The sequence below is a fragment of the Alkalilimnicola ehrlichii MLHE-1 genome (genome assembly GCF_000014785.1).
In the GTDB taxonomy this organism is placed as follows: Bacteria; Pseudomonadota; Gammaproteobacteria; order Nitrococcales; family Halorhodospiraceae; genus Alkalilimnicola; species Alkalilimnicola ehrlichii.
In genome coordinates, this window is sequence record NC_008340.1 from 150,658 (window position 1) to 174,581 (window position 23,924).

At 69.5% G+C, this 23,924-nt stretch carries 19 protein-coding genes and 1 pseudogene; 4 read left to right on the forward strand and 16 right to left on the reverse strand.

What is annotated here, in order from left to right; genetic code table 11:
* Nucleotides 1-48: 48 nt before the first annotated feature.
* The 3 genes and pseudogenes from MLG_RS00650 to MLG_RS00655 all read right to left on the reverse strand — a co-directional run bounded on the left by MLG_RS00650 (nucleotide 49) and on the right by MLG_RS00655 (nucleotide 2,110).
* A complete protein-coding gene (locus tag MLG_RS00650; protein ID WP_049753626.1) occupies nucleotides 49-1,062 on the reverse strand; it encodes a glycosyltransferase in 1,014 nt (337 codons plus the stop codon).
* Nucleotides 1,048-1,842, reverse strand: a pseudogene (locus MLG_RS15010) (hydrolase 2, exosortase A system-associated); the annotation flags it as partial. The gene MLG_RS00650 and the pseudogene MLG_RS15010, both read right to left, overlap by 15 nt.
* 13 nt (nucleotides 1,843-1,855) lie before the next feature.
* A complete protein-coding gene (locus MLG_RS00655) occupies nucleotides 1,856-2,110 on the reverse strand; it encodes an acyl carrier protein (protein ID WP_041717850.1) in 255 nt (84 codons plus the stop codon).
* Nucleotides 2,111-2,181: 71 nt separating this feature from the next.
* Here MLG_RS00655 and MLG_RS00660 point away from each other — a divergent pair, with 71 nt between their 5' ends.
* On the forward strand, nucleotides 2,182-4,038 hold the full coding sequence (locus MLG_RS00660; protein WP_011627885.1) for an asparagine synthetase B family protein: 1,857 nt from the start codon (nucleotides 2,182-2,184) through the stop codon (nucleotides 4,036-4,038).
* Here the strand turns inward: MLG_RS00660 and MLG_RS00665 are convergent.
* Genes MLG_RS00665 through MLG_RS00725 form a run of 13 tightly spaced genes read right to left on the reverse strand, consistent with a single transcriptional unit; the run spans nucleotide 4,035 to nucleotide 20,841 of the window.
* On the reverse strand, nucleotides 4,035-5,387 hold the full coding sequence (locus tag MLG_RS00665) for a phenylacetate--CoA ligase family protein (protein ID WP_011627886.1): 1,353 nt from the start codon (nucleotides 5,385-5,387) through the stop codon (nucleotides 4,035-4,037). The genes MLG_RS00660 and MLG_RS00665 overlap by 4 nt on opposite strands.
* Entirely contained in the window at nucleotides 5,384-6,637 is a 1,254-nt protein-coding gene (locus tag MLG_RS00670; protein WP_011627887.1) for a glycosyltransferase, read from the reverse strand. The genes MLG_RS00665 and MLG_RS00670 overlap by 4 nt, the downstream gene beginning before the upstream one ends.
* Nucleotides 6,627-7,856, reverse strand: coding sequence for a TIGR04063 family PEP-CTERM/XrtA system glycosyltransferase (locus tag MLG_RS00675; RefSeq protein ID WP_041718140.1), 1,230 nt, complete (start codon nucleotides 7,854-7,856; stop codon nucleotides 6,627-6,629). Before MLG_RS00675 ends, MLG_RS00670 begins: the two co-directional genes overlap by 11 nt.
* Before the next feature lie 12 nt (nucleotides 7,857-7,868).
* On the reverse strand, nucleotides 7,869-9,764 hold the full coding sequence (locus MLG_RS00680; RefSeq protein ID WP_011627889.1) for an XrtA/PEP-CTERM system amidotransferase: 1,896 nt from the start codon (nucleotides 9,762-9,764) through the stop codon (nucleotides 7,869-7,871).
* Nucleotides 9,765-9,767: 3 nt separating this feature from the next.
* A complete protein-coding gene (locus tag MLG_RS00685; RefSeq protein WP_011627890.1) occupies nucleotides 9,768-10,976 on the reverse strand; it encodes a TIGR03088 family PEP-CTERM/XrtA system glycosyltransferase in 1,209 nt (402 codons plus the stop codon).
* Nucleotides 10,973-12,547, reverse strand: coding sequence for an exosortase A (gene xrtA / locus MLG_RS00690; protein WP_011627891.1), 1,575 nt, complete (start codon nucleotides 12,545-12,547; stop codon nucleotides 10,973-10,975). The genes MLG_RS00685 and xrtA overlap by 4 nt, the downstream gene beginning before the upstream one ends.
* The gene (locus MLG_RS00695; protein ID WP_011627892.1) at nucleotides 12,537-13,790 is read right to left on the reverse strand and encodes a TIGR03087 family PEP-CTERM/XrtA system glycosyltransferase; all 1,254 of its coding nucleotides are present in this window, start codon (nucleotides 13,788-13,790) and stop codon (nucleotides 12,537-12,539) included. Before MLG_RS00695 ends, xrtA begins: the two co-directional genes overlap by 11 nt.
* Nucleotides 13,791-13,794: 4 nt before the next feature.
* Entirely contained in the window at nucleotides 13,795-14,847 is a 1,053-nt protein-coding gene (locus tag MLG_RS00700; RefSeq protein WP_011627893.1) for a FemAB family XrtA/PEP-CTERM system-associated protein, read from the reverse strand.
* A gap of 14 nt (nucleotides 14,848-14,861) precedes the next feature.
* Nucleotides 14,862-15,794 carry an XrtA system polysaccharide deacetylase gene (locus MLG_RS00705; RefSeq protein WP_011627894.1) on the reverse strand — a complete coding sequence of 311 codons (933 nt, stop codon included), beginning with the start codon at nucleotides 15,792-15,794 and terminating at the stop codon, nucleotides 14,862-14,864.
* Nucleotides 15,784-16,833, reverse strand: a complete 1,050-nt coding sequence (locus tag MLG_RS00710; protein ID WP_011627895.1) for an XrtA/PEP-CTERM system-associated ATPase — start codon at nucleotides 16,831-16,833, stop codon at nucleotides 15,784-15,786. The genes MLG_RS00705 and MLG_RS00710 overlap by 11 nt, the downstream gene beginning before the upstream one ends.
* A 3-nt stretch (nucleotides 16,834-16,836) precedes the next feature.
* The gene (locus MLG_RS00715; RefSeq protein ID WP_011627896.1) at nucleotides 16,837-18,369 is read right to left on the reverse strand and encodes a TIGR03016 family PEP-CTERM system-associated outer membrane protein; all 1,533 of its coding nucleotides are present in this window, start codon (nucleotides 18,367-18,369) and stop codon (nucleotides 16,837-16,839) included.
* The gene (locus tag MLG_RS00720; protein WP_011627897.1) at nucleotides 18,359-19,315 is read right to left on the reverse strand and encodes an XrtA-associated tyrosine autokinase; all 957 of its coding nucleotides are present in this window, start codon (nucleotides 19,313-19,315) and stop codon (nucleotides 18,359-18,361) included. The genes MLG_RS00715 and MLG_RS00720 overlap by 11 nt, the downstream gene beginning before the upstream one ends.
* A 14-nt stretch (nucleotides 19,316-19,329) precedes the next feature.
* Complete coding sequence (locus MLG_RS00725; protein WP_011627898.1) at nucleotides 19,330-20,841, reverse strand: XrtA system polysaccharide chain length determinant; 1,512 nt, start codon at nucleotides 20,839-20,841, stop codon at nucleotides 19,330-19,332.
* A 350-nt stretch (nucleotides 20,842-21,191) separates the two neighbouring features.
* Between MLG_RS00725 and MLG_RS00730 the strand changes: the two genes are divergently transcribed.
* The 3 genes from MLG_RS00730 (at nucleotide 21,192) to MLG_RS00740 (ending at nucleotide 23,538) form a co-directional block, all read left to right on the forward strand.
* A complete protein-coding gene (locus MLG_RS00730; protein WP_011627899.1) occupies nucleotides 21,192-21,764 on the forward strand; it encodes a PilZ domain-containing protein in 573 nt (190 codons plus the stop codon).
* A gap of 260 nt (nucleotides 21,765-22,024) precedes the next feature.
* Entirely contained in the window at nucleotides 22,025-22,738 is a 714-nt protein-coding gene (locus MLG_RS15015; RefSeq protein ID WP_198003236.1) for an acyl-homoserine-lactone synthase, read from the forward strand.
* A 44-nt stretch (nucleotides 22,739-22,782) separates the two neighbouring features.
* The gene (locus MLG_RS00740; RefSeq protein WP_011627901.1) at nucleotides 22,783-23,538 is read left to right on the forward strand and encodes a PEP-CTERM/exosortase system-associated acyltransferase; all 756 of its coding nucleotides are present in this window, start codon (nucleotides 22,783-22,785) and stop codon (nucleotides 23,536-23,538) included.
* The last annotated feature ends 386 nt before the right edge of the window (nucleotides 23,539-23,924 follow it).

Genomic DNA, 23,924 nt, shown 5'->3' on the forward strand with positions numbered 1-23,924 from the left:
GGGGTGAGACTTCAGGGGTGGCGGCGCTCCGCCGGGCGGGCCTGGCGCTTAACGCCCCTTGAAGAGACCCATGGCCAGGCTCATCCCGGCGTAGCGCCAACTGCCCAGGTGGCGGGGGTGGTGGCGCAGCGCCTCCAGGAAGGACCGGCTGGCCCTGCGGGGGTTACCGCTCCAGTAGTGGTGATAGCCAAAGTCAAAGCAGGTGCCGGCCAGGCGTCGCTCGACGGCCTTGCGGTCGGAGCGTTCACCGGTGGGTCCCTCCAGCCCCCAGCGGGCCAACGCCTTTTCCACCACCAGCTTTTCGTAGTTGATGTCCGGCCATTGGGTGATGCAGCCGCTGCCGTGCAATCGGTACAGCGCGAACACCCGGTCCAGCTGGTGGATCTCGGTGTGGCGGGAGGCCCGCAGCCAGTAGTCGTAATCCTGACCCCGTTTCAGTTCGGGATCGAACCGGCCGACCTGCTCGATCAGCTCACGGCGGGCCATGACCGTGATGGTGTGCAGTAGCGAGCCAAAGAGCAGCCGGTTGTAGAGCCAGCCGGAGCCTTCGGTCAGCAGCGGGATCTCTTCCGGAGGTACCCCGGTATCAGGTGTTGCCGGTGCCAGGGCTTCGGGTGGGGGGAAGGCCTTGGACTGCTTGTCCCGTTTCCAGGGCAGCCAGTCCGAGTAGATCATGCCCACATCCGGGTGCGCCTCCAGGTACCCCACCTGCGCCGTCAGCTTGCCCGGCAGCCACACGTCGTCGGAATCCAGAAAGGCGATGTACTCCCCCTGGGCGGCATCCAGGCCCTGGTTCCGGGCCACCGCCGAGCCCTGGTTGGCCTGGGTCAACAGCCGTACCCGGTCACCGTAGGCTTGCACCCGGGCCACCGTGTCGTCACTGGAGCCATCGTCGATGACAATTAGCTCCTTGTGCGGGTAGTCCTGGGCCAGGACGCTGTCGATGGCCTCCTCGATGTAACTGGCGGCGTTGAACGCCGGCATGATCACCGAAACCAGGGGCTGGGCGCTTGCATCGGCCGCTTGCGCTGCTGCCGCCGGGCCGCGCTGGAGGCAACCCAGCGTCCGTTGCCACAGCGCAGGTACCGTGCGGATCTCCTGGGTGGACCAGAAGGGTTCGCCGGGCACCACTGCGGCCTGCACCGCGATACCGGCCTCCTGCCAGTCGTCCACCAGCCGCTGACTGGCAGGAGGCAGCTGCGGGGCATCCCCCTGCATCACTTCCACCCAGTGCACCTCGACGCCATCGGGCGGTTGCTGCAAACGGGCCTGCTCCAGCGCCTGGGCCAGGGCCGGTGCCAGTGGGTAGCCGGCGATCTCCAGGGTCTCGCCGCCGGCCAGGCGCTCACGCAATGCCGCGGTGGTCTCCTTTCCGCCGCTCATCATCCCGGCGGCCACGCGCAGACGCAGGAACTGGGTCAGGAAGAGCTTGCCGTTGCCGACCGGTTGCCAGTAGAGCAGTGAGCGGGGTGGGGTCTCCAGGCGGTGGGCCAGGGCGCTGGCCAGCAGGCAGCCGCTGCGCAGCCCCCACAGGTGCAGCGGGGCCGGAAAACGGGCGCATAGCGTCTCCGCGCACCGCTGCAGGTCGTCCAGCCAGGCCTCCCAGCGGGCATCCTGCAACTCACCGGCGCTGTCGCCGCAGCCATACAGGTCGGGCAGCAGCACGGCGTAGCCGGCAGCCGCCAGCCTGCGCGCCTGCTCCGCCACCATGCGGCGGGATTTGTTCAGCTCCTCCGCAAACGGCGGAGCATAGAGCACGCAACCCTTGGGGGGCTCCGCCTCCGGTGGGTGAAGGATATGGAAGAGTGGCCCTTGGGGCCCTTCTAGAAATCCGGCTTCCATACGGGGGATGGGCTCAGGCCTCTTCCAGCTTCGATTCCACGAAGTCGCAGAGGCTGCCCACGGTCTCGAAGGTCTCGGCACTGACGTCGTCGTCCTCGACCATGATGCCAAAGCGCTGTTCCAGCTCGGTGATGACGGATACCACCGCCATCGAGTCCAGCTCCGGAAGGTCCCCCAACAGCACGGTGTCGCGGTCGAACGAGCGGGCGCGGCCATTGAGGCTCAGCGCGCTGTCCAGGATCTCCCTGACCTGGTCTAGACTTGACATGAAAGCATTACCTCCAACGTGGGTGAAACACATCGAAGTGTAGCACCTGACCTATAGGAAAGGATGGTCAAATGGCGGGATTGTGTGGCTGGTTTAGCACGGGCGGCGGGCAGGATGGGCGGGACATTCGGTCACGGGCCGATACGCTGGCGGCCCGTCGGGGCGCCGGAATGGACAGCCGGAGCAACCCGCGCGCGGCCTGTCTGGTGCGGGACGGCTGGCTGGCGGAGGATGACCAGGGACGCATGGTGGCGCTGGTGGGCCACCCGCACTGGCGCGATGGCGAACTGGCTGAACTGGCCCGCGCGCAGGACCCCGCCCAGGCGCTGCTCGAGGCTTGGCGGCGGCATGGTCCGGGGCTGTTGGACTGCCTGGCGGGGGACTTTGCCCTCGCTGTGATCGATACCGCGCAAGGCCGGGTATTGGCGGGGGTCGACCGGATGGGCCAGCAGCCGCTGCACTATGCCCGTATTCCCGGCGGGGTGGTCTTCGGCAGCACCGCTGACAGCGTGTTGGCCCATCCGGGGCTTTCCCGTACGCCGACCCCGGAGGGGCTCTACCACTACCTCTTCTTCCACATGTTGCCGGCGCCGGTCAGCCTCTTCCCCGACCTGGCCAAGCTGCAGGGGGCCCACTGCCTCCAGGCCGAGGGCGGCGCCGTGGAGGCCACCCCTTACTGGCAGCCACGCTTCCAGGAGCCCGACGGGGCGGATGGGGCCGAGCTGGGCGAGGAGCTGCGGGGGCTTTTGCACGAGTCGGTGCGCCGGCGGGCGGATGTGGACCGGCCGGGCGCCTTTCTCAGCGGCGGACTGGACAGCTCCACCGTCGCCGGCATGCTCGCCGGGGTGCGCCCGGAGGGTGCGGACACCTTCAGCATCGGCTTTCACGCCGAGGGCTACGATGAGCTGCCCTACGCCCGGATTGCCGCCCGCCACTTCGGTACCCGCTCGCACGAGTATTACGTGACCCCCGAGGATGTGGTGGAGGCCGTGCCGCTTATCGCGGCCAGCTACGACGAGCCCTTCGGCAACTCCTCCGCCCTGCCCGCCTACTTCTGCGCCCGGGTGGCCGCCGAGCAGGGCGTCACCCGCATGCTCGCCGGCGACGGCGGGGACGAGCTGTTCGCCGGTAACGCCCGCTACGCCAAGCAGGGCGTGTTCGAGCACTGGGGCCGGCTGCCGGCGCCGGCCCGCCGGGCGCTGGAGCCGCTGTTCACCCGCCTGCCCCGTGGGCTGCCGGTGCTGGGCAAGGCGCGCAGCTACGTGGAACAGGCCCGCATCCCCCTGCCCGACCGGCTGCAGACCTATAACTACCTGCACCGGCTGGCGGTGGAGGAGATGCTCGAGCCGGACTTCCTCGGCCAGGTGGACCGGGAGGCCCCCTGGGGGCTGATGCGCAGTATCTACCAGCGCCCCCAGGGGGCCTCCGCCCTCAACCGCATGATGTACCTGGACTGGCAGCAGACCCTGGCGGACAACGACCTGCGCAAGGTCAGCCGGATGGTGCAACTGGCGGGGCTGGACGTGGTTTATCCCATGCTGGACGACGACCTGGTGGTCTTCTCCTGCCGGGTGCCCTCGGCGCTCAAACTGCACAAGGGGCGCCTGCGCCACTTCTACAAGGAGGCCCTGAGCGGTTTTCTGCCCGCTGAGATCATCGACAAGAAGAAGCACGGCTTTGGCCTACCCTTCGGGGTCTGGATGCACGAGCATCCCCCGCTGCGCGAGATGGCCTACGATAGCCTGCTGCGGCTTAAGGGGCAGGGCTTCCTGCGCCCTGCCTTCATCGACGAGCTGATCCGGCTGCACCGGGAGGGCCACTCCGCCTACTACGGCGATTTCGTTTGGATACTCATGATGCTGGACCTGTGGCTGGAAGCGCATCCGGCGGAGGGCGCGGGCCGGTTGCCTCGGGCTGCTCAGGCCTAGCCGGCGTCCACCCGGCAGACCACGTGGCGGTGCTTGCCGTTGGGCTCCGGCGGCACGGCGTCCACCCGGCGCAGGGTGATGCCCACCTCCGGGCCCAGGGCATCGGCGAAGGCCATCCGCAGTCGCTGCTCGAACCCCTCGTCGGGGGGCGGGTCGGCGCTCAGCAGCACCTCCACGGCGTCGCGCCGGTGCTGGACGATCTTGTAGGCGCGCAGCCCGTCCAGTTCCCGCAGCAGGTAGTTGAAGCGGCTGCCGTGCACCCAGGCCCCGTTCCAGGCCAGCAGGCCGTCGTTGGCCCGGCCCTCCAGGCGGCTGAGCCGGGGCAGCCCGCGGCCGCAGGGGCAGGGCGTGGTATCTAAAGCGCCGCGGTCGCCCGTGCGGTAGCGGAGGAAGGGGAACTCGGGCCCGGCCAGGGTGGTGACCACCAGGTGACCGGCCTCGCCGGGCGGGACCGGTTGGTCCGCGTCGTCCAGCACCTCGACGATCAGGTACTCGGCGCTGACGTGCAGCCCCCCCGCCGGGCACTCCCGGGCGATGAAGCCCGCATCCCGCGCGCCGTACTCGTTGGCCACGCCGCAGCCCAGCACCTCGCCGATCACCCCGCGCCACTCCGGGCGCAGCACCTCCGAGGTGGTGAAGGCCACCCGGATGCCCAGGTCATCCAGTCGCCGGCCCTGCTCCCGCGCCCGCCAGGCCACCCGCGAGAGCGCCGAGGGGTAGCCGAACAGCATGCGCGGTCGGAACCGTTGGATCTGCTCAATGACCCGGTCCAGGCCCGGCCCGTCCAGCGCCTGCGCCGGCACCAGCCGGGAGCGCATCAGTCGGTCGCGCCAGGCGCGGAGGCGGTTCTGGGCCTGGTTCTCCACGGCGGAGCCCCAGAGCACCAGCTCGCGGTCGCCGATGTCCACGTCCCACCAGCGGGTGGCGCGCCACTTGGCGGCGATATCCAGGCTGATCCGGTCCTTGCTCAGCCAAAAGGTCAGCGGCTCGCCGGAGGAGCCGCTGGTCCGCTGGCGCACCAGGCCGGTGGCGCCCTCCGCCAGCCAGTCCTGGCCCTGGGCCCGGATCAGCGCCTTGTCCGTGACCGGCAGCCGGGCCAGGTCGTCGAGGGTGCGGAACTGCTCGGGGGTCAGGCCCTGCGCCCGGAACAGGCGCCGGTAGTAGGGCACGCGCGTGGCCACGTCGTGTAACAGGGCCTGCAGCCGTTGCACCTGCAGCGCCGCCAGCCGGTCTGCCGGCCACCACTGGCTGGCCTCCAGCGCCCGCCGATGGGCGACGCTGTGGTGGCCCTTGAGCCGCTCGTGCAGGGGGAACAGGCCCCCGGCCACCAGGCGGGTCCAGGGGCTCATGACTTGCCGGAGGAGGGGGTCGGGACGGTGGCGGGGGCCTTGCCGTCGTGGACGGCCTGGAAGGCGGTCACCAGCTGCGGGATCCGGGTCTGCCAGGCGTTAGCCTGGGCGTGGGCCAGGATGGCCTCGCGGTCCCAGTCGCGGCTCAGCGCCTGGTCGATGGCCTCGCGCAGGGCAGCGGCGTCGCCGTAGGGGACCAGCAGCCCCACCCGCTCCGAGGGGACCACCTCGGCATTGCCCCCCACCCGGGTGGTGACGATGGGCAGGCCGCAGGCGCTGGCCTCCAGGAAGACGTTCGCCCAGCCCTCGAAGCGGGTGGCCAGCACGAAGAGGTCGCCGGCGGAGTAGACGTGGCGCAGCTCTTCCGGAGGGACCTGGCCCAGGAAATGCACTCGTTCGCCGAGCCCGAGATCGGTCGTCTGCCGGCGCAACTCGGCCTCGTTGTTGCCTTCGGGGCTGGCGCCGCCAGCGATGGCGAAGTGCAGGTCCGGATGGCGCCTCAGCAGGTCGGGCAGCACGGCGATCACCCGGTGAAAGCCCTTGCGCTCGGTGAGTCCGCCCACCGAGACCAGCAGTTGTCCACGGGCGGGCAGACCCAGGCATTCCCGGCTCTCCGCCCGGTCTTCCGGGTAAAATCGCTGCAGATCGACGCCGTTACCCACCACCTGCACGTGATCCGGAGCCTGCCCCCAGGCGATGGCGTCCTGGCGCAGGGCGTCGGCCACCGAGAAGACGTGCGCGGCCTCGCTCATGGCCCGCTCGATCTGGCGCCGCTCGGCCCCCTTGCCCTTGAAGCGGGTCAGGCTGCCGCGCAGGGTGATGGTGTAGGGGCGGTTCAGCCAGCGGCCCAGCCAGCGCGCGGCCACGCCGTCCGGGTAGACGAAGTGGGCGTCGATGACATCGAAGTCGAACGACCGCTGCAGCCGGCGCATCAGGGGCAGGCTGCCCAGGGCCTGGAAGAACCCGTCGGTCCACTTGAACAGCCCGGGGATGCAAAAGAAGCGCGGATGGTGCACCCGGATGCCGTCCTGCTCCTCCACGTAGGGGACATCGGCGGGGCGGGAGTGGGGGCGCAGCCGGCCCAGCAGCCCCTGAAAGGGAAACCAGGGCACCGGCGCCACCACCTCCAGGTCCAGGTGCTCGGCCACCCGACGCATGCGCTCGCGCACGAACAGGCCGAGGCCGGGCTGGGCCCGGTTGGGGTAGACGCGGGTGTAAACCACCAGGCGGGGGCGACGCTCAGCCGGCACGGGCGGCCTCCCCGAGCCCTGTCAGGCGGCGGTAGATGGCCTGATAGCGGGCCACGCTCGCCGGCCAGTTGCGCTCCTCCTCGACAAATCGGCGGCCATTGGCGCGCACCTGCGGCCAGTCCGCGGCGCGGGCGAGGGTGTGCAGGACGGTATCGGCCAGGGCCTTGGGGTCGCCGGCCGGGAACAGCCAGCCGGTCTCGCCATCGCGGATCAGCTCCCGGTGGCCCCCCACGTCGGAGGCCACCAGCAGCCGGCCCTGGGCCATGGCCTCCAGCGGCTTGAGCGGGGTGACCAGCTCGGTCAGGCGCATGGAATGGCGCGGGTAGACCAGCAGGTCCACCAGGTCATAGTAGCGGTTGACCTGGTCATGGGGGACCCGGCCGGTGAAGACCACCTGGTCGGCGATGCCCAGGTCCCGGGCCTGGGCCTTGAGCGCCTCCGCCTGGCTGCCCCCGCCCACCAGCAGGATGCGGACATCGGGGGCCTGGTCGTGGATGCGTGGGAAGGCCTGCAGCAGCAGGTCCAGCCCCTCGTAGGCGTAGAAGGAACCGATGAAACCGAGCACCCGGCAGCCCTCCAGGCCCAGTTCCGCCTTCAGGGCCGGGTCGGCGGTACCGCCGAGTTGGAACCGCTCCGCGTCCACGGCGTTGGGGATGACGGTGACCCGGCCCGGGGCGATGCCGCGGGTGATGATGTCCTGGCGCAGCCCCTCGCAGATCGTTGTGACATGGTCGGCGCGTCGCAGGGCGCGGGTCTCCAGGCCGCGGGTGAGCCGGTAACGCAGCCCCTGATCGCGGCTGGTGCCATGGTCCACCGCGGCGTCCTCCCAGAAGGCCCGCACCTCGTAGACCACCGGGATGCCCAGCCGCCGGCCCACCCGCAGGGCGGGGATGGCGTTCAGGGCCGGCGAGTGGGCGTGCAGGACGTCCGGTCGGGTCTCTGCGGCCACCTGGTGCAGGCGTCGGGTGAGCGCATCCATCAGGGTCCACTCGCCCAGTCCGGGGACCCGCAGGGGGGTGTGGGGGGTGCGGTGGAAGTGCAACCCCTCCGCCCACTCCTCGCGGTCGGCGTCCGCGCCGGCCGCCACCCCGTGTTTCGGGCTGGTCAGGTGCACGGTCTCCCAGCCCAGCCGGTGCTGCTCGCGCAGGATGGCGGCCGTGCGGAAGGTGTAGCCGCTGTGCAGGGGCAGGGAATGGTCGAGGATGTGGAGCACTTTCATGGGCATGCCGCGTCAGGGTCGGGCCTTGGCCAGGAACTCGTCGAACATCAGCAGCGACCACAGCGCCGGGCTGTGGTCACGGGCGCCGCGGGTGTGTTCGTCCACCAGCCGGTTGAGAAAGTCCATGTCGAAGAGGCCGGACTCGCCGATGCGCGGGCCCAGCACCTGGTCGCGCACCCGCTGGCGCAACGGGCCGCGGAACCACTCGGCCACCGGCACCGCGAAGCCGCGCTTCTTCCGGTATAGCACCTCGTGGGGCAGGTGCGGCTCCATGGCCTTCTTCAGCAGGTGCTTGCCCTCGCTGCCGTTCAGCTTCATCTCCGGCGGCAGGCCCGACATCCACTCCACCAGCTTGTGGTCCAGGATCGGCACCCGGACCTCCAGGGCGTGGGCCATGCTGGCCCGGTCCACCTTGGTCAGGATGTCCCCCGGCAGGTAGGTCTTCATGTCCAGGTACTGCACCAGCGACAGTGGGTGATCGGTGGGCGCCTGTGCGGCGTGCCGGCGCAGCACGTCCACGGCGCTGTAGCCCTGCAGTTCGCTGCGAAAGCCGGACGAGAACAGGTGGCGGCGCAGGTCATCCCGCAGGATGGAGACCCCTTGGAAGTAGCCCTCCACCGCGTCCCGGGCCAGGGCCTGGAAGGTGGCCTTGGCGCGGAAGACCCGGGGCGCCCAGTCGGCCTTGGGGTAGACCCGCGCCAGGCTGCCGAACAGGCCCCGGCGCAGGCCCAACGGCAGCAGGCCGCGCAACCGCTCCTCGCCCAGGTGGTGGCGGTAGCGCCGGTAGCCGGCCAGGTTTTCGTCGCCGCCGTCGCCGGACAGGGCCACCACCACCTGGCGGCGGGCCTGCTCGCAGACCCGGTAGGTGGGCAGCGCCGAGCTGTCAGCGAAGGGCTCGTCGTAAAGCGCGCCCAATTTGCCCAGGAGGTCGAAGTCGTCCGGGTTGACCTGGTCCAGCCGGTGGGCGGTCCGGTAGCGCTCGGCGACCATGCGGGCGTACTCCGACTCGTCGTAGCGCGGGTCGTCGAAGCCGATGGAACAGGTGCGCACCGGATCGGGGGAGAGGCCGGCCATCATGGCGACTACGGCGCTGGAGTCCACCCCGCCGGAGAGGAAGGCGCCCAGCGGCACCTCCGCCACCAGCCGGATCTCCACCGCCTCGCGCAGGCGCCGGACCAGCTCTTCGGCGGCCTCCGCCTCGCCCATGGCCGGCAGGGGTGCGAAGGGGACGTCCCAGTAGGCGCGACTGGCCGGCACCCCGCCCTGCCCGCGGCGCACGGTCAGGGTGTGGCCCGGGGGCAGCTTGTGCACCCCGGCAAAGATGCTGCGCGGCTCCGGCACGTAGCCGAACCCGAAGTACTCCTCCACCGCGCAGGGGTCGAGCTGGCGGGGCAGATCCGGGTGGGCCATGAGCGCCTTGAGCTCCGAGGCGAAGAGCAGGTGCCCGTCCGGCAGCGCCGCGTAGTAGAGCGGTTTGATGCCCAGCCGGTCACGGGCCAGAAAAAGGGTCTCGCGGTTGCGGTCCCAGAGGGCGAAGGCGAACATGCCGCGGAAGCGCTCCACGCAGGCCTCGCCCCACTCCTCCCAGGCGTGGACGATGACCTCGGTGTCGCAGTGGGTGCGGAAGGTGTGGCCGGCGCTCTGCAGTGTCCGGGTGAGCTCCGGGAAGTTGTAGATCTCGCCGTTGTAGGTCACCGCCACCGACCCGTCCTCGTTGAACAGCGGCTGCTGGCCGCTGGACAGGTCGATGATGGAGAGCCGCCGGTGGGCCAGGCCGACGCCGGGCTCGTGGTGCAGCCCGCCCTCGTCCGGACCCCGGTGGTACTGGGTCTGGTTCATGGCCTCGAGCAGCGGGACGTCTATCGGGCGCTGGGCCTGGAGATCGAAGATGCCGGTGATACCGCACATGGCCTAGCCCCGCCTCCCCGGCACGGCCGGCAAGGGGTGTTCGGCCAGCGCCTGATCGTAGACCCTCATGTAGCCCTCCACCATGGCCTCCATGCTGAATACCGCCTCCGCCCGGGCCCGCGCGGCCTCGCCCTCGCGCTGCCGCCGTTCCGGGTCGTCCAGGTAGGCCTGGAGGTGCCGGGCGAGGGTTGACGGATCGCCTGCCGGGACCAGCGTGCCGGTCTCGCCGGGCCGCACCAGGTCCGGGTTGCCGCCCACCTCGGTGGCGACCACTGGCAGCCCGCAGGCCATGGCCTCCAGGACGGTGTTGCAGATGCCCTCGGCGAGTGACGGCAACACGAACAGGTCCAGGGCGCGCATCACCGCCGCCACATCGTCCCGGGCGCCGGGCAGCCAGGCCTGATCCGCCACCCCGGCCTCCGCCAGCCGCCGGGCGACGCGCTCGCTCAGGGGGCCGTCGCCCACCAGCACCAGCCGCAGGCGGGGGAAGCGGGCGGGTGCCCGTTCGCGCAGCGCGATGAAGGCATCAACGAGATCCTCCGGGGCCTTGACCGCCTGCATGCGCATCACGCTGCCCACCACCAGGCTGCCCTCCGGCGCGAAGCCGTCCGGCAGTGGCGAGGCCTCGTCCCGACGGCGGGGCCTGAAGCGGTGGGTGTCCACACCGTTGCAGACGTGGTGCAACCGCCCCTCCGGCACGCCGATGGCACCGGCCAGGTAGTCCAGCTGCTGGCGCGACAGGGCGATATAGCGCCCCACCAACGGTCGGGCCAGGCGGCGCATCAGGCGGTGTTTGGTGCGGGCGCCGTCGAGATCGCCGATATCCCAGCCGTGCTCACCGTGGATGCGTGCCCGCACGCCGGCCGCCGCGGCGGTGGCCTGGGCCTCCAGGGTGGCGAGGTTGCGGGTGTGGACGATGGCCGGGCGCAACGACCGCAGCAGCCGGTGCAGGCGCCGATGCACCCCCAGGTCCTTGCCCTCGCGCTTGTGCAGGGCGTGCAGGCTCACATCATCGCGGTGGATGCGCTGGCTGAAGTCGGTGTACCGGGTCATGCAGACGATGGCGTGGCGGTAGCGCTCGGCCGGCATGTGGTTGATCAGGTTGACCAGGCCGTTCTCCATGCCGCCCACGTCCAGGCGGTGGATGATATGGGCCACCAGCGGGCGCTCGTCGCCCGGGGCCGCCGTTGCCAGGGGGCGGGCCGCGCTCATGGTCCCGCCACGCCGTCGAGCAGGCGGAGCGCCTGGGGCAGGGCCTGCGCCGCGTACTGCGCCAATGCGGCCTCGGCCTCCGCGGGGTCGTTGCGGTAGTCGGCGTAGAGGACCACCAGGGCGGCGTCGTCCCGCCCGCCCAGCAGGCGGCTGAGGGCCTCTCGTGCCTTGACCTCGTGGCCGCTGGTGGTCAGCCGGCCACCCACCCAGTACCAGCGCCAGGCCACCACCCGGCGGCCATCCGGGCCGGAGAGCAGCACCCGGTCGCCCTGCCGGTCGATGCCGGGCACGGCGGTCCGGCCGCCGCTGTGCTGTCGCCAGTCGTCGCGGTGACGGCCGGCCAGGGTGTTGGCCCAGCCGACCATGTTGCCGTGGCGGTGCTGGGCGCGATAGTAGTCGATGTGGAGGCCAACGGCGTGCCCGGCCTCCTCCTGGACGACCAGGCCGCCGCGGCTGGCGCGGGCGTTACGGTAGCCGGGGGTCCAGGGCTCGGCGTCGGCCTCGCTCGCGGCCTGCCAGCCCTCGACCAGCAGCGGGCCACTGCCCAGGCCCTGCACTTCGCCCAGGTCCCGGTGGTTCATCCAGCCGGCATAGAGTGGGCCGCTGACAGTGAGCAGCAGCGCCAGGGCGGTGGCGGTGACCAGGCGCCCGGTGCGGGGCGCGGGCTCGGCTACCCCGGTGCCTGGCGTCTTGTCCCCGCTGTTCTGGCCTGTGGACAGGTGGTCTTCCCGCCAGAGGGCCCCGATCAGGAACATCAACAGGATGACCACCCCGAAGAAGACCCAGCCATAGAGTAGGTGGTCCACCCCGGCGGCCAAGCGCATGTCGCTCAGGTGGCCGATCATCACGATGCCGTAGGCGCGCAGCCAGTTGGCAACGATGGGCACGAGGATGGCGATGGCCACGAAGATCAGCCGCCGGGTCCAGCTTCGGTACATGAGATAGGCGAACAGGGTGCCCAGGGCCACCGAGGCGATCAGGTAGCGCACGCCGCTGCAGGCGGCCACCACCGACCAGCGGCCGGTGGGCAGGTCGAAGAACAGGCCGTCCCGGTAGACCGGGACCCCGGTGAGGCGGATGGCGCCCACCGTGAAGTCGGCGGTCCAGATCATCATCGGCTCCACCATGAATTCGCCGAAGGGTACGGCGAACAGCAGGTAGGCCAGCGGGAACTGCAGCCGGCGGGTGATCTCGCCGCCGAGCACCAGCCAGACCAGGGCCGGGACCATCAGCACGGCGGCGAACTGGCGCACCGAGATGACATCCACCAGCTCGCCCATCACCCACATCAGGGTGATCAGCACCAGCGGGATGACGGCCAGCAGGCAGGGCCGGGGCTGCAGAGACGCCAGCTCATGGCGCAGGCGGAAGACCAGGAAGGCCACGATGGGGACGATGAGAAACCCGTGGGCGAAGGTCTCCGAGCGCTGCCAGGTCTCCACCATGCTGGTGAAGGTGGGGAAGAACGCCACCAGCAGCGCGGTCAGCGCTACCGCCATGGCGGTCAGCGCCCGGGGCCAGCCCGGTGCCGGGTGCACCGCCCCGGCGCCCTGCGACCACTCAACGGCCATGACTCGCCTCCAGCGCCAGGTCGCCGGCGACTCCCGGTGCCGCCTCTTCGCCGTCCAGGAGCGCGTCGAGCTGGGCCAGGTTGCGATCCCAGTCGTAGTCGGCGAGCACCCGCTCGCGCGCCGACTTTCCCAGGATCGGGTCGGGGTCGGTCAGTTGCGCGGCCACCCGGGTGGCGAAGGCCTCCGGCTCGTCCCACGCCAGCAGCAGGTCCTCGCCGGGGCGGGCGGTGAGCCCCTCCAGCGCCTGGGGGGTGGCCACCACCGGCCGGCCCAGGGCCATGGCCTCCAGTACCTTGTTCTGCACCCCGCGGGCGATGCGCAGCGGTGCCACCGCCAGCGCCGCGTGCTGAATCCAGGGGCGCACGTCGTCCACGAAACCGGTGACCGTGACGCCGGGGCGCTGGGCCAGCGCCAGCACCCGCGGCGCCGGCCGGGAGCCCACCACGTGGAATTGCAATCCGGGGAGCCCGGCCTGCAGCCGGGGCAGGACCGCCTCGGCGAACCAGCAGGCCGCGTCCACGTTGGGCCAGTAGTCCATGGCCCCGGTCAGCACCACGGTGCGGGTGCCGGGTGGGTAGGGCGAGGGGCGTTGCGGGTCGGGGGCGAAGAAGCGGGCGTCGACGCCGTTGTTGAGGGCGTGCACCCGGCCGGTGCTCTCCGGGGCGAAGCCGCGGAAGCTCTCCGCCTCGGCCGGCGAGACGAACAGACTGGCGTCACTGGCGGCGGCCAGGCGGCGCTCGTAAGCCAGCAGCCGGCGGCCCTCGCGGCGATAGAGGGCGCTCATGGGCCAGCGCTTGCTGGCGGCGTACTGGGTCCACTTGTCCGAGTCTACGTCCACGAAGTCCACCACCCGCAGCAGCTCGCCGGCCCTGTCGGGCAGGTACTGGCCCATGGCCGAGGAGAAGACCAGCGCCCGGCGGATGCGGTGGCGCGCGAGGGTGTCGTCCACCCAGTCCTGGAGGGTGCGGTCGCGGTACCAGGGCAGGGTCAGCGGCTCGCCGGTGAGCAGCCCGGTGAGGGCCCGGGTGCGGGCCCGGCTGGCGGGGAGCGGACGGGCGCAGACGCTGGCGCAGAGTCGTTCCAGCTCCGGCACGTGGGCCTGGTCCGCCGGGTCGTCCACGAAGGTGCCCAGGTGTACCCGGTAGCGCCCGGCCAGGTGGCGCAGGATATGGTAAGAGCGGATCTTGTCGCCCTTATTGGGGGGCCAGGGGATGCGGTGGACCAGAAACAGCACGTCTTCCATCGGCTTACCCCAGGTTGCGGACCACGTAGGGGCCGATGGCGTTGGCCACCGGCAGCGGCAGGCGCTGCCACCAGCGGATCAGCCGCTGGTACTTGGGGTTAAGCGGGTTGTTGTCCGGCACGGCATCGCCCCGGTGGAGCTCAAACTCGTAGTGGAGCGGCTCGGGCTCGAACCCCCAGTTCTTCTTGAAGCTGAAGGAGCCGGTCCCGCGCTTGCTGCGGCCGAAGTCGAACAGCCGGTAGCCGGCCTCGCAACCCCGGCGCATCAACTCCCAGTACATGAAGTCGTAGCCGGCCACCTCGCGGGCGAGCGGGGTGCCGCCGCCGTAGTAGGGCAGCACCTCGTCGCGGAAGTAGAAGCTGAGCACGCTGGCCACCGGCTGGCCGTCGCGGGTGACCGTGAGGTATTCACAGTCGTCGCCGAAGACCGCCTTCAGGATGCGGAAGTAGCGGCGGCTGAAGACCGGGGTCCCCATGCGGTGCACGTTGCCGGCGTAGACGGGGAAGAAACGGGTCTCGTCGGTATCCACCTCGCTGGTCAGCCCGGCCTTGATGCCCTTGCGCACCATCCGCCGCTGCTTGCGGGGGATGGCGTTCATGTTGGCCTCCACCTCCGGCTCGATGGGCTTGCGGAAGGTGACGTACAGGTCCTTGGTCGGCCAGTCCGGGTGGTAGGGACGGCGGTGCCGGTATTCCAGGTGGTCGACCCCCTGGTCGGCCGCCTCGGCGCGGGCGGCCTCGTCCAGGGCCCGGGCCGCACCGGGGTCGTCGGCGACGATGCCGCCGTAGACACAGAAGGGCAGCGAGACCAGCGAGTGGCCGAAGAGCAGGCTCTTCACCCGGGCCAGGGGCAGCACCCCGACGATTTGCCCCTCGCGCTCGGCGAACAGGAACAGCGTGGGGTGGCCGAAGGCGCGCCGGATCACCTCCGCCCAGCCAGCGCGGTGGAAAAAGGTGGCCTCCGGGCAGGCGGTCACGTAGGCGTCCCAGCGTGGGATCGCCTCCGGGGTGAGGGTGCAAACCTGTACCGTCGTGCCTTGCAGGGTGTCGGGCGCCATGGGGTGCGGCTCCGTCAAGCGAGTTCAGGCGCGGCGGCTGGCGGCGTGGCCTGCTGTGGTTCGCCGGCAAGGGCACTGGCGTAGACCTGGTCCATCCGGTCCCAGCGGAAGTCGTGCAGCAACCGCTCCAGCCGCGCCTCCATGCGGTGCAGATTGAGGTAGTGGCGAAAGCGGGTCTTCAGGCCGATGCCCGGGATCCGGGGCTGGCCGGGGTCGATCTCCCAAGGGTGGAAGTAGAAGACCGCCGGCTGGCCCTCGACGCGGTTGATGCGGTTCAGCGCGCCGCGGGAGGCCGCGTAGGGCAGCAGCCGGAAGTAGCCGCCGCCCGCGGCCGGAAGATTGCGCCCGGCCAGTGCCAGGGTGGCGGGGGGCAGCTCCAGGATACCGCCGCGCCCGGTGGGGCGGTGCGGGTGGCGCGGTGCCTCCGGCATGCCGTAGTGGTCGTGGCGCACCGGGTAGATGCTGGAGCTGTAGCGGTGCCCGGTCTCCGCCAGCACCTCCAGGGCCCAGAGGTTGCTCCGGCCGATGGAGAAGCTGGGGGCGCGATAGCCCTTGACGGCGACCCCGCCGATGTCCTCCAGCAAGGCCTTGGCGCGGGTGATGTCGGCATGGAACTGGGCCGGGCCCAGGTCACTGACCCGTTCATGGCCGTAGCCGTGGCTGGCCAGCTCGTGGCCGCACTCGACGATGCGGCGCACCGCCGCCGGGTAGCGCTCGGCGATCCAGCCCAGGGTGAAGAAGGTGGCCCGGGCATCCCGGCGCTCGAACAGAGCCAGGATCCGATCGAGATTGCGTTCCACCCGGCAGGCGCGGTGCGACCAGCTCTCGCGCGGGATGTGCGGCGCCAGCGCCGAGACCTGGAAGTAGTCCTCCACGTCCACGGTGAGGGCGTTCACCACCCCCTGCATGTCGCTGACCTGGCGGCCTTGTCCCTGCCTAGTCGTCATGGTGCTGCTCGTCCGGGTTGTGGTTTGGCGCCTCGCGCATGGCGGCGAGGATCTGGCGCGTGAGCTTGAAGTTATAGACCAAGTAGCGCTCGATGCGGTGCAGGCGCTTGTCCATCTGGTAGAGCGCCTCGTCGGCGTCATCGAGCCCGGGCAGCTCCAGGCCATTCAGGCCCCCGGCATCCTGCCCGTTCCGGTTCTTCGGCGCAGGGGCCGGTGCCGTTCCACCCCCCAGGTCATCCTCCAACTCATTGATCACCGTCTCGGCCTGCTCCGGCCCCAAGGTGTGGCGCTCCTCCAGGAAGCCCATCAGGAACAGCCGGTCGCAGAAGGTGTTGACCCGCCGTGGGATGCCGCCGGAATAATGATGGATGAGCGGCCAGATGGCCTCCTCGAAGCGGGGGTTGTCGGTCCACCCCACCTGCGCCAGGCGGTGCTCCACGTAGGCGCGGGTGTCCACCTCGTCCATGGGGCCGAGGTGGTAGGTGGCGATCACACGCTGGCGAAGCTGCTGCATGTTCTCGCTGCGCAGGATGCCCCGGAACTCCGGCTGCCCGAGTAGGAAGCTTTGTAGCAGCGGGCCGTCCTCGCCCTGGAAGTTGGAGAGCATGCGCAACTCCTCCACCGCGTCGTTGCCCAGGTTCTGGGCCTCGTCCACTACCAGCAGGGCCCGCTGTCCGCGCGCCCGGGTCCGCAGCAGGAACTGCTCCAGCCGTCGCAACTGACCGGCCTTGTCCGCCGGGGCGTCCTCCAGCCCGTAGGCCAGGCAGACCGAGCGGAGCAGGTTGTCGGCGTCCAGCTGGGTGCTCACGAGTTGGGCGGCCACCAGCGGCTTGCCGGAGAGGCTCTGGAAGAGGTTGCGCACCAGGGTGGTCTTGCCCGCGCCCACCTCGCCGGTGATGACGATGAAGCCCTCCTCCAACTGCACGCCGTACTCCAGGTAGGCCATGGCCCGGCGGTGCCCCTTGCTGCCGTAGAAGAACCGGGGGTCGGGGCTGAGGGCGAACGGCCGGGCCTGCAGTCCGTAGAAATCCTCGTACATGCCTCAGAATTCCTTGGTGAAGGTGGCGAGCAGCGCGTTCTCGCGATACTCCGCCGCCCGCTCGGACGACTCCCGTTGCTGATGGCGGTAGCTCAGGGTCGCGCGGGCGTCCGGGGTCAGCTGCCGGGAGATGGCGGCGCGCAGCCCCCACAGGTCGTCCTGGCGCTCATCGGCGAAATCGGAGCGCGAGAACCGGGCGCTCAGGGTGGTGTTGGTCCTGGGGCCGAGTGCCCAGGTCCAGCTCGCGTTGCCGCCCCGGGTCTGGCGGTCGGATTCAAACAGACCGCCCGGCTGGCCGCTGATGTCCGTCTCGGACTCACGCCGGGTGTGGAAGCCGCTCAGCCGGAAGGTGCTGCGACCGGTCTGGTACTGCCAGGCGCCGCGCCAGCTCTGCACGAAGAAAAAGCTCTGTACCCGGGCCTCGTCGATGTAGTCGTCGATGTTGTCGATAGGGATGTTGAGGTTGCCCTCGTCGTCGAAGATGCCGCCTTCGCCGATGAGATCGATGATCTCCTGGAGCAACAAGTCCTCCCGGAAGAACTGCGTGGTCCGCTGGGTGGAGGTGATGCGCTCGCTATAACTGAGCCGGTAGCTGGCGCGCCGGCTGGCGTGTCGGGCGCTAATGGCGCGGTTCTTGCCGAAATAGCGTTCGCCGTAACTGGCCTGGACGCTGGTGGCCCGTGTGGGTGTCCAGGTGGCCCCCACCTCCCAGAAGGTGTCGTCCTCGTCGTCCCGCAGGGTCTCGAAGTTGTTGTAATCCCGGCCCACCTGGACGTAACTGCTGAAAAAGCGGCTGAATTGGTACCCCGCGGTGCCGGACACCGAGCCGAACTCGCCGGTGGGCGCGTTGTCGAACCGCTCCTCCCGGTAATCCGCAGCCAGTTGCCAGAAAGGGCGGTTGAAGGCCGGGCCGCTGTTCAGCTGATAGCTGGTCGCGTGGGTGTGGCTGTCGCCCTGGGTGCTGCGGTGGTTGAGCACCTCGCTGAAGCGGTAGCGCAACTGCTGGGTGGCGAACCGCCCGTAGCGGGTGATCAGGTAGGGGCTGATGCTGTAGCGAGTGGTCTCGCGGAGGTTCTCCCGGGGCGTGGAACCGCCCACGCCCACCGGACCGAGCAGAGAGTCGGCCTGTTCGGTGCGCAGGGCGGTGGCCTCGATAAAGAAGGTCTCGCGGATCACTTCCGCGGTGCCAGTCCCGGCCAGCCGGTGGCTGGTGCGGTCCTGGCCGGTCTCGCGGGCGTAGAAGCGGTTGTTCATCGAATAGTTGATCGACGCCTGGAGCCGGCCGTCATCCCGGCGCAGGCTGAAACCGGGGTTGACGCTGGTGATGAAGTCCCACTCCTCGCTGCCCCGCGGCGCCAGGGTGGCGTTGTCCGTCAGCTCGCCGGTCACGCTCACCCTCGGGGTGAACGTCCAATTGGCCGTCGCCGTCGTCGGCAGGGCGAGCCCGGCGATGACCAGGCCCAGCGCCACCAGAGTGGGGTTTCCGCATGCCCGCCGGGCGACGCCGGCTGACGCTATCCTTTCCCTACTCGCCATAAGGCCCCTTCCCGTAGCCCTGGGAATAGTAACCGCCATAGCCGCCCAGACCCGGGAGGCGGGTGGCCTTGTTTAAGGTGGTCAGCACTACGTCGCAGTGCTGCAGTTGCTCCATGGCGCGCTCCAGGGAAGTCCTGGGCGTGTGCTCCGCCTCCACCACCATGATGATCTGGCCCATGTGGCCGGCCAGCACCCCGGGCTCACTGGTGGCCAGCAGCGGTGGAGAGTCGAACAGGATGATGCGGTCGTCGTAGCGGTCGTGCAGTTCGTCCAGGATCTGCATCATCGCCTCGCTGGCCAACAGCTCGGTGGAGCGGCCGTGGGGACGCCCGGCGGGCAGCACGCTGAGATTGGGGATGCTGGTGCGCAGCAGCACATCGGGGATCTCGATGTCGGGCTCGGTCAGGACATCCATCAGGCCCCGGTCGCTCTGAAAACCCAGGGTGTGGGGGACGGCCGGACGGGCCACGTCCGCATCAACCAGCAGCACCGTGCGGTCGACCTCCATGGCCATACTCAGGGCTAGGTTCACCGTGGTGAACGTCTTGCCCTCACGGGGCAGCGAGCTGGTCACCATCACCAGGCGACCCTTGGGCACGCGCATGGCGTTGCTGCGGCCGAAGGCGTTGTCGAGGATCGGCCGCTTCATCATGCGGAACTCCTCGGCCAAGCCCGAACGCCGCTCGTTGGGCACGATGATGCCCTGCTTGCGCAGCCAGGCGAAGTCGATCTCGACCTGCTGGGATCGCTCCACCGGTGGCGGGGCCTTAGCCGCCGCCTTTAGTTGCGGTTGCGGGGCGGGGTCGCTGGTCGCGCCTACGGACTCCCCGGACCCCAGAGGCGCATCGGCAACCTCCGGCGCGGCGGACGTCGCCGTCCCTTGCCCTTCCTTATGCTGCTCGCGGGCGGTGCGGCTTTTGTTCAGTGCCTTTTCGATGATACTCACGTCTTGGCAGACCTCTAACCGGAGAAGTAAACGCCGACCACCACGAAGAACGCGACCAGCAGGCTGCCGGTGGCGGTGGCGAAGACCAACAGCTCCAGCATGCGCCGCCGGCGGCGGATCGGGGTCCGCACGCGGGAGACCTGCCCCAGCACCGGGCGCCCGGTCAGTTCGGCCAGTTGACTGTTGCTGTTCACGGTGCCGCGCAGCTGCGCCAGCAGGAAGGCAAAACCGCCGCCGGCACCCAGCCCCAGGATGAGCACCATGCTGGCCAGTGCCGGCCGGTTGGGTGAGGCCGGGTTGCTGGGCAGACGCGGCGGCTCGAGCACGCGGAAGTCCACCGAGTCGGTCTGCGTCTCCACCTCTCCGGACATGATCGCCCGCTCCCGGGTGCTGAGCAGCTGGCGGTAGCTGTTCTTCAGTACGTCGTAATTGCGGGTCAACGACGTGAATTCGGATTCCACCGCCGGCACCCGGTCCACCTGCGCCTCCAGGCGGGCGACCCGGTCCTCGAACTCCTCGACCCGTGTCTCCAGCGCCGCCGCGCGACTCTGCGCCTCGGCCAGGGCCATCTGCAGCGGATGCTGGGACTGGCTGGCGCCGTCTAGGCCGTCGGCGCCGGAGGCCGCGAACTGCTCCGCCTCCTCGGCCATCTGGGTGCGCAACTCGTCCAGCACCCGGCGGGCCGACTTCACATCGGGGTGCTCGTCGGTATACCGCTGGCGCAGGGTGTCCAGCTCGCTCTCAAGGCGGCTGATGCGCTGTTTCAGCTCAGGGTTCTCGTACCCCAGGCCGTCAGCCGACGTGCCGCCCTCGCGGATGCGTTGGGCAAAGGTGTTCACCCGGCGCTGTACCTCCCGGTGTTCCAGCCGGGCTTGCTCCAGACGCTCCTTGGCCTGCTCCAGGCGGTTGTAGAAGCTGCCGCCGGCGCTCAGATAGGCCGCGTTATCGCGCTTGAACTGCTCGATCTCAGCCTCTTTCTCCTCCAGTTGCCGCTCGTAGTTCTCCAGCTGGCGCTCGATGAACTGCCGGGAGCTGGTCAGGTCCAGCCGGGAGTCGCCCAGGCCGCGTTCCATGAAGAGATTGACTGTCTCCTGAACGACGCGGTGGGCCACCTCCGGGTCGCCGTGGCGGAAGGAGATGTTGTAAATGTTGTCGCGCTGCCCGCCGTCCAGTGAGAGTCGGGAGCGCAGGACACCCACTTGGCTGTCGATGTTGTCGCTGCCGGTGAGCACGCCAAGGTCGCTGGCCTCGGCGATGCGCTCCAGGTTGTCGCGGCTGAGCAGGGTGCGGGTCATCATCCGCAACCGCTGCTCGGTGTCGGGCCGCACGGTCATACCCCGAAGCAGGGGGTCGAGCACCGACTGGGTGTTGACGTAGACGCGGGCCGACGACTGGTAAGTGTCCGGGATGGTCTGGATATAGGCCCACCCCGTCAGACAGATCAGCCACGCGATTGGGATGATCCACCAACGCTTGCGCCAGGTGGCGCGCGCCTGCTGAAGGACCTCCTGATAAATCTTTTCCATTGCTGCTCAGACCCCTGCCGGCTATTGGGCCGGCGCGGCACTACGTTGGAACCAGTCCGTCCCGACGGGGACGACGCCTGTCACTTATTCAAGCACAAAAATAGCAGTCTGCCCGGCGGATTCAGCGGGCCCTTTAAGGGGGGGCGTGGTGCGCCGGGCGCCCGGCCCCCGGTCTCCACGCATGCGGTGTCGACATCCTTTACAACCGTAGGCAGCGGGGTGGGGGTCGGAACAGCGAGAGTGCCAGATTATCGAACTAGTAACAACGATTTATCGATCCCGGTCTGAATATTGCTGGATTGCATGAAAAATACTCGAAGCCAGCCGCTCGTCTCGGGCAAGGGGATGGAATGAACGTAGAAGAACTGGCTGAAGAACTGGCCGATTTTTGGGCCTCAGCGCTGGTGGAACGCGACTGGGCGGGTCGGCTGGAGCTCATGAACCGGATCCACGAGCAGTTGTATAAGGATCTCGAGGATGAGCGCACCTTCCGTCAGGTCTCCCTTCATTTCGTGGCCGCCGCCATCCATCGATTGGGCGATCCGCCGGTGACGTCGGATGCCCAGGCCGAAATCTACGCCCAGTCCGCCGACGAGGCCCATTGCCAGGCGGCCCGGCTCTGGTGGAAGCATGGTCGTGGCGGGAACGAGGCCGGTGAAGCGGCGGGCGAGGAAAGGCGGCGGTATCAGCGCCGAGTGGTGGATGAGCCGAGCCTGGTGTGGATCGGGGAGCACACGGTGGCCTGCCGTCTGGTGGACCTGTCGGCCGGCGGCGCCCGTGTGACCGCCTTCGCGACGGACCTTGGTGTGGGCACACAGGTGCGGGTGGCCATGCCGGATGGCGAGGTGCAGCCGGCCAAGGTGGTACACGCCAATGCCTGCAGCGCGGGGCTGCGTTTTGAGCCGGTACAGCGGGCGGCGTGACTGCGCGCGGGTTGGCGGGATAGGGGTGTGGACGGGTGTTGAATGTGCGGAAAGTGGTAAGGACCCTGCCTGATGCCGGGGGGTACATGCCACGTCGTGCTAAAGATGCCCCTGTTTTTAGTCGTTTTATCGCAGGGACTAACCGTATAGTCTTAGCACTCTGGCTGCGCTTGCGGCCGATGCAGGGGGGAGGGTCACCGGACTTGCGGTCCGCCGACGACGCCCTTCTGGCCTTGGGTCGAACCGGTGAACCAGATGCGATGAACAATTTCACACACCAGGTGGTTCTGGCGGATTGCGCCGCACCCCGGCGTGACCACTTCCGGCTGCGCCATCAGGTCTTCTGCCAGGAGTATCGCTTTGAGCCGCCGGAGCAACATCCGGAGGGGCTCGAACGGGATGCCCACGATACCCAGTCCGTCCATTTCCTCGTCGGCCCACCGGACCCGGCATCTCGGGTTGCTACACCCTGGGTCGGCGCCATGCGGCTGGTCCGCCCCGCGCCCCTGGCATTACCGATGAAGGGGGTGCTCTGCCCTGATGGGGTAGCGGCTGGTGGCTTGGATGGCCGTCACCGCTCGATCCTGGAGGTCTCCCGCCTGCTGCTCCGGCCCGAGGCCCGGGGTGGCCGCTCGCCGGTGATGATCTACCTCCTGTGCCGTGCCGCTTGGGCCTATGCCATGCAACACGGGTTTGAGGAGCTCTACTTCATGGTCACGCCCGCCCTGGCCCGGTTCGTGCGCGGCCAGGGGTTACCCCTTCAGGTTTTTGCGCCCCCGGTGGATCACCGCGGGGTCCGGTTGCCCTGTCGGGTTTCCACCACCGACCTGGGCGCGGGGCTGCGCGTCTGGCGTGGTCGTTTACCCGGCCCGGTCCCGGCGACCCCATACCTGAGTTATGCCGAGCACGTGGCGAGGCCCGAGGCGGCCGGGTTTTTGGGAGCGGGCGAGTCATGGGCCGTCCGTATGGCTTGAGCGAGACCGGGGTTGGCCGATGACCTCCCCGACAGGAGCGAACCATGTCTGATGCGCCTTTGGCCGAGGCCTTTGAAGCCTACTTTGACTACTCGCTGGCCCGCGGTGATGAGCAGGAGGAGATTCACCGGCTGCGCTATGACGTCTATTGCCGTGAGTTCGGCTTCGAGCGGGAGGAGGACTGCCCCGGGGGGCTGGAGCAGGATGAGTTCGATGCCCTCTCATGGCACGGGCTGCTCCGCCACCGTGGCACGGGACGGGCCGCCGGCTGTGTGCGGGTGGTGCCCGCCGACGCCGGGGCACCGGGTGCCGCCCTGCCCATCGAGAAGCACTGCGGGGAGAGCTTCTTTCACCCGGAACTCCGGCCCGATCTGTTGGAGCGCGAACACGTTTGCGAGGTTTCCCGGCTGGCGGTGCATGGGGTGTTCCGCCGTCGGCGCGGTGAGTCGAAGACCCCGTTGGGTGACGTGGACGGCCTGGAAATCCCGGCAGAGCATTACCGGACCTTTCCCTTGATGGCGGTGAGCCTGTTCATGGCCGCCACCGCCCTGACCGGGTTGACCGGTAAGCACCATGTATTCGCCATGATGGAGCCCCGGCTGGCACGCCTGTTGAGCCGCAGCGGATTGGTGTTCGTGCAGGTGGGTGATGTGCTGGACTACCATGGGCTGCGTGCGGCCTTCTATATTCATCGGGACAACGCTGTACGCGAACTGAAACAGTCCGCGATGCTGAACCGCCTCTACCAGCGGGCGCTGGAACAACTTGGGGAGGGCTTCTACGCCACGACCACGGCCTAGGGAGTCGGGCTCGCCCCCTACGTCACTGCGAGGAGGCGAAGCCGACGTGGCAGTCTACCGCTCTGGATCGCCGCGGGCCTCCGGCCCTCGCGATGACGGGGATGGCGCCCCCACCGTCACTGCGAGGAGCGAAGCGACGCGGCAGTCCAGGCGCCGCATGGATCGCCACGGGCCTTCGGCCCTCGCGATGACGGGGGAAGGCCTCCGGCCCTCGCGATGACGGAGAGGAGGCCTCCGGCGCTCGCGATGACGGGGATGGCGCCCCCACCGTCACTGCGAGGAGCGAAGCGACGCGGCAGTCCAGGCGCCGCATGGATCGCCACGGGCCTCCGGCCCTCGCGATGACGGAGAGGAGGCCTGCGGCCCTCGCGATGACAGGGATGGCG

What these genes read in the sequence shown, in the direction of transcription:
- MLG_RS00710 (WP_011627895.1), bottom strand. Translation starts at nt 16,833, where the DNA reads ATGTACGAGGATTTCTACGGACTGCAGGCCCGGCCGTTCGCCCTCAGC.
- MLG_RS00675 (WP_041718140.1), bottom strand. Translation starts at nt 7,856, where the DNA reads ATGAAAGTGCTCCACATCCTCGACCATTCCCTGCCCCTGCACAGCGGC.
- MLG_RS00660 (WP_011627885.1), top strand. Translation starts at nt 2,182, where the DNA reads ATGGCGGGATTGTGTGGCTGGTTTAGCACGGGCGGCGGGCAGGATGGG.
- MLG_RS00715 (WP_011627896.1), bottom strand. Translation starts at nt 18,369, where the DNA reads ATGGCGAGTAGGGAAAGGATAGCGTCAGCCGGCGTCGCCCGGCGGGCA.
- MLG_RS00655 (WP_041717850.1), bottom strand. Translation starts at nt 2,110, where the DNA reads ATGTCAAGTCTAGACCAGGTCAGGGAGATCCTGGACAGCGCGCTGAGC.
- MLG_RS00705 (WP_011627894.1), bottom strand. Translation starts at nt 15,794, where the DNA reads ATGACGACTAGGCAGGGACAAGGCCGCCAGGTCAGCGACATGCAGGGG.
- MLG_RS15015 (WP_198003236.1), top strand. Translation starts at nt 22,025, where the DNA reads ATGAACAATTTCACACACCAGGTGGTTCTGGCGGATTGCGCCGCACCC.
- MLG_RS00740 (WP_011627901.1), top strand. Translation starts at nt 22,783, where the DNA reads ATGTCTGATGCGCCTTTGGCCGAGGCCTTTGAAGCCTACTTTGACTAC.
- MLG_RS00730 (WP_011627899.1), top strand. Translation starts at nt 21,192, where the DNA reads ATGAACGTAGAAGAACTGGCTGAAGAACTGGCCGATTTTTGGGCCTCA.
- MLG_RS00665 (WP_011627886.1), bottom strand. Translation starts at nt 5,387, where the DNA reads ATGAGCCCCTGGACCCGCCTGGTGGCCGGGGGCCTGTTCCCCCTGCAC.
- MLG_RS00680 (WP_011627889.1), bottom strand. Translation starts at nt 9,764, where the DNA reads ATGTGCGGTATCACCGGCATCTTCGATCTCCAGGCCCAGCGCCCGATA.
- MLG_RS00725 (WP_011627898.1), bottom strand. Translation starts at nt 20,841, where the DNA reads ATGGAAAAGATTTATCAGGAGGTCCTTCAGCAGGCGCGCGCCACCTGG.
- MLG_RS00695 (WP_011627892.1), bottom strand. Translation starts at nt 13,790, where the DNA reads ATGGAAGACGTGCTGTTTCTGGTCCACCGCATCCCCTGGCCCCCCAAT.
- MLG_RS00685 (WP_011627890.1), bottom strand. Translation starts at nt 10,976, where the DNA reads ATGAGCGCGGCCCGCCCCCTGGCAACGGCGGCCCCGGGCGACGAGCGC.
- xrtA (WP_011627891.1), bottom strand. Translation starts at nt 12,547, where the DNA reads ATGGCCGTTGAGTGGTCGCAGGGCGCCGGGGCGGTGCACCCGGCACCG.
- MLG_RS00700 (WP_011627893.1), bottom strand. Translation starts at nt 14,847, where the DNA reads ATGGCGCCCGACACCCTGCAAGGCACGACGGTACAGGTTTGCACCCTC.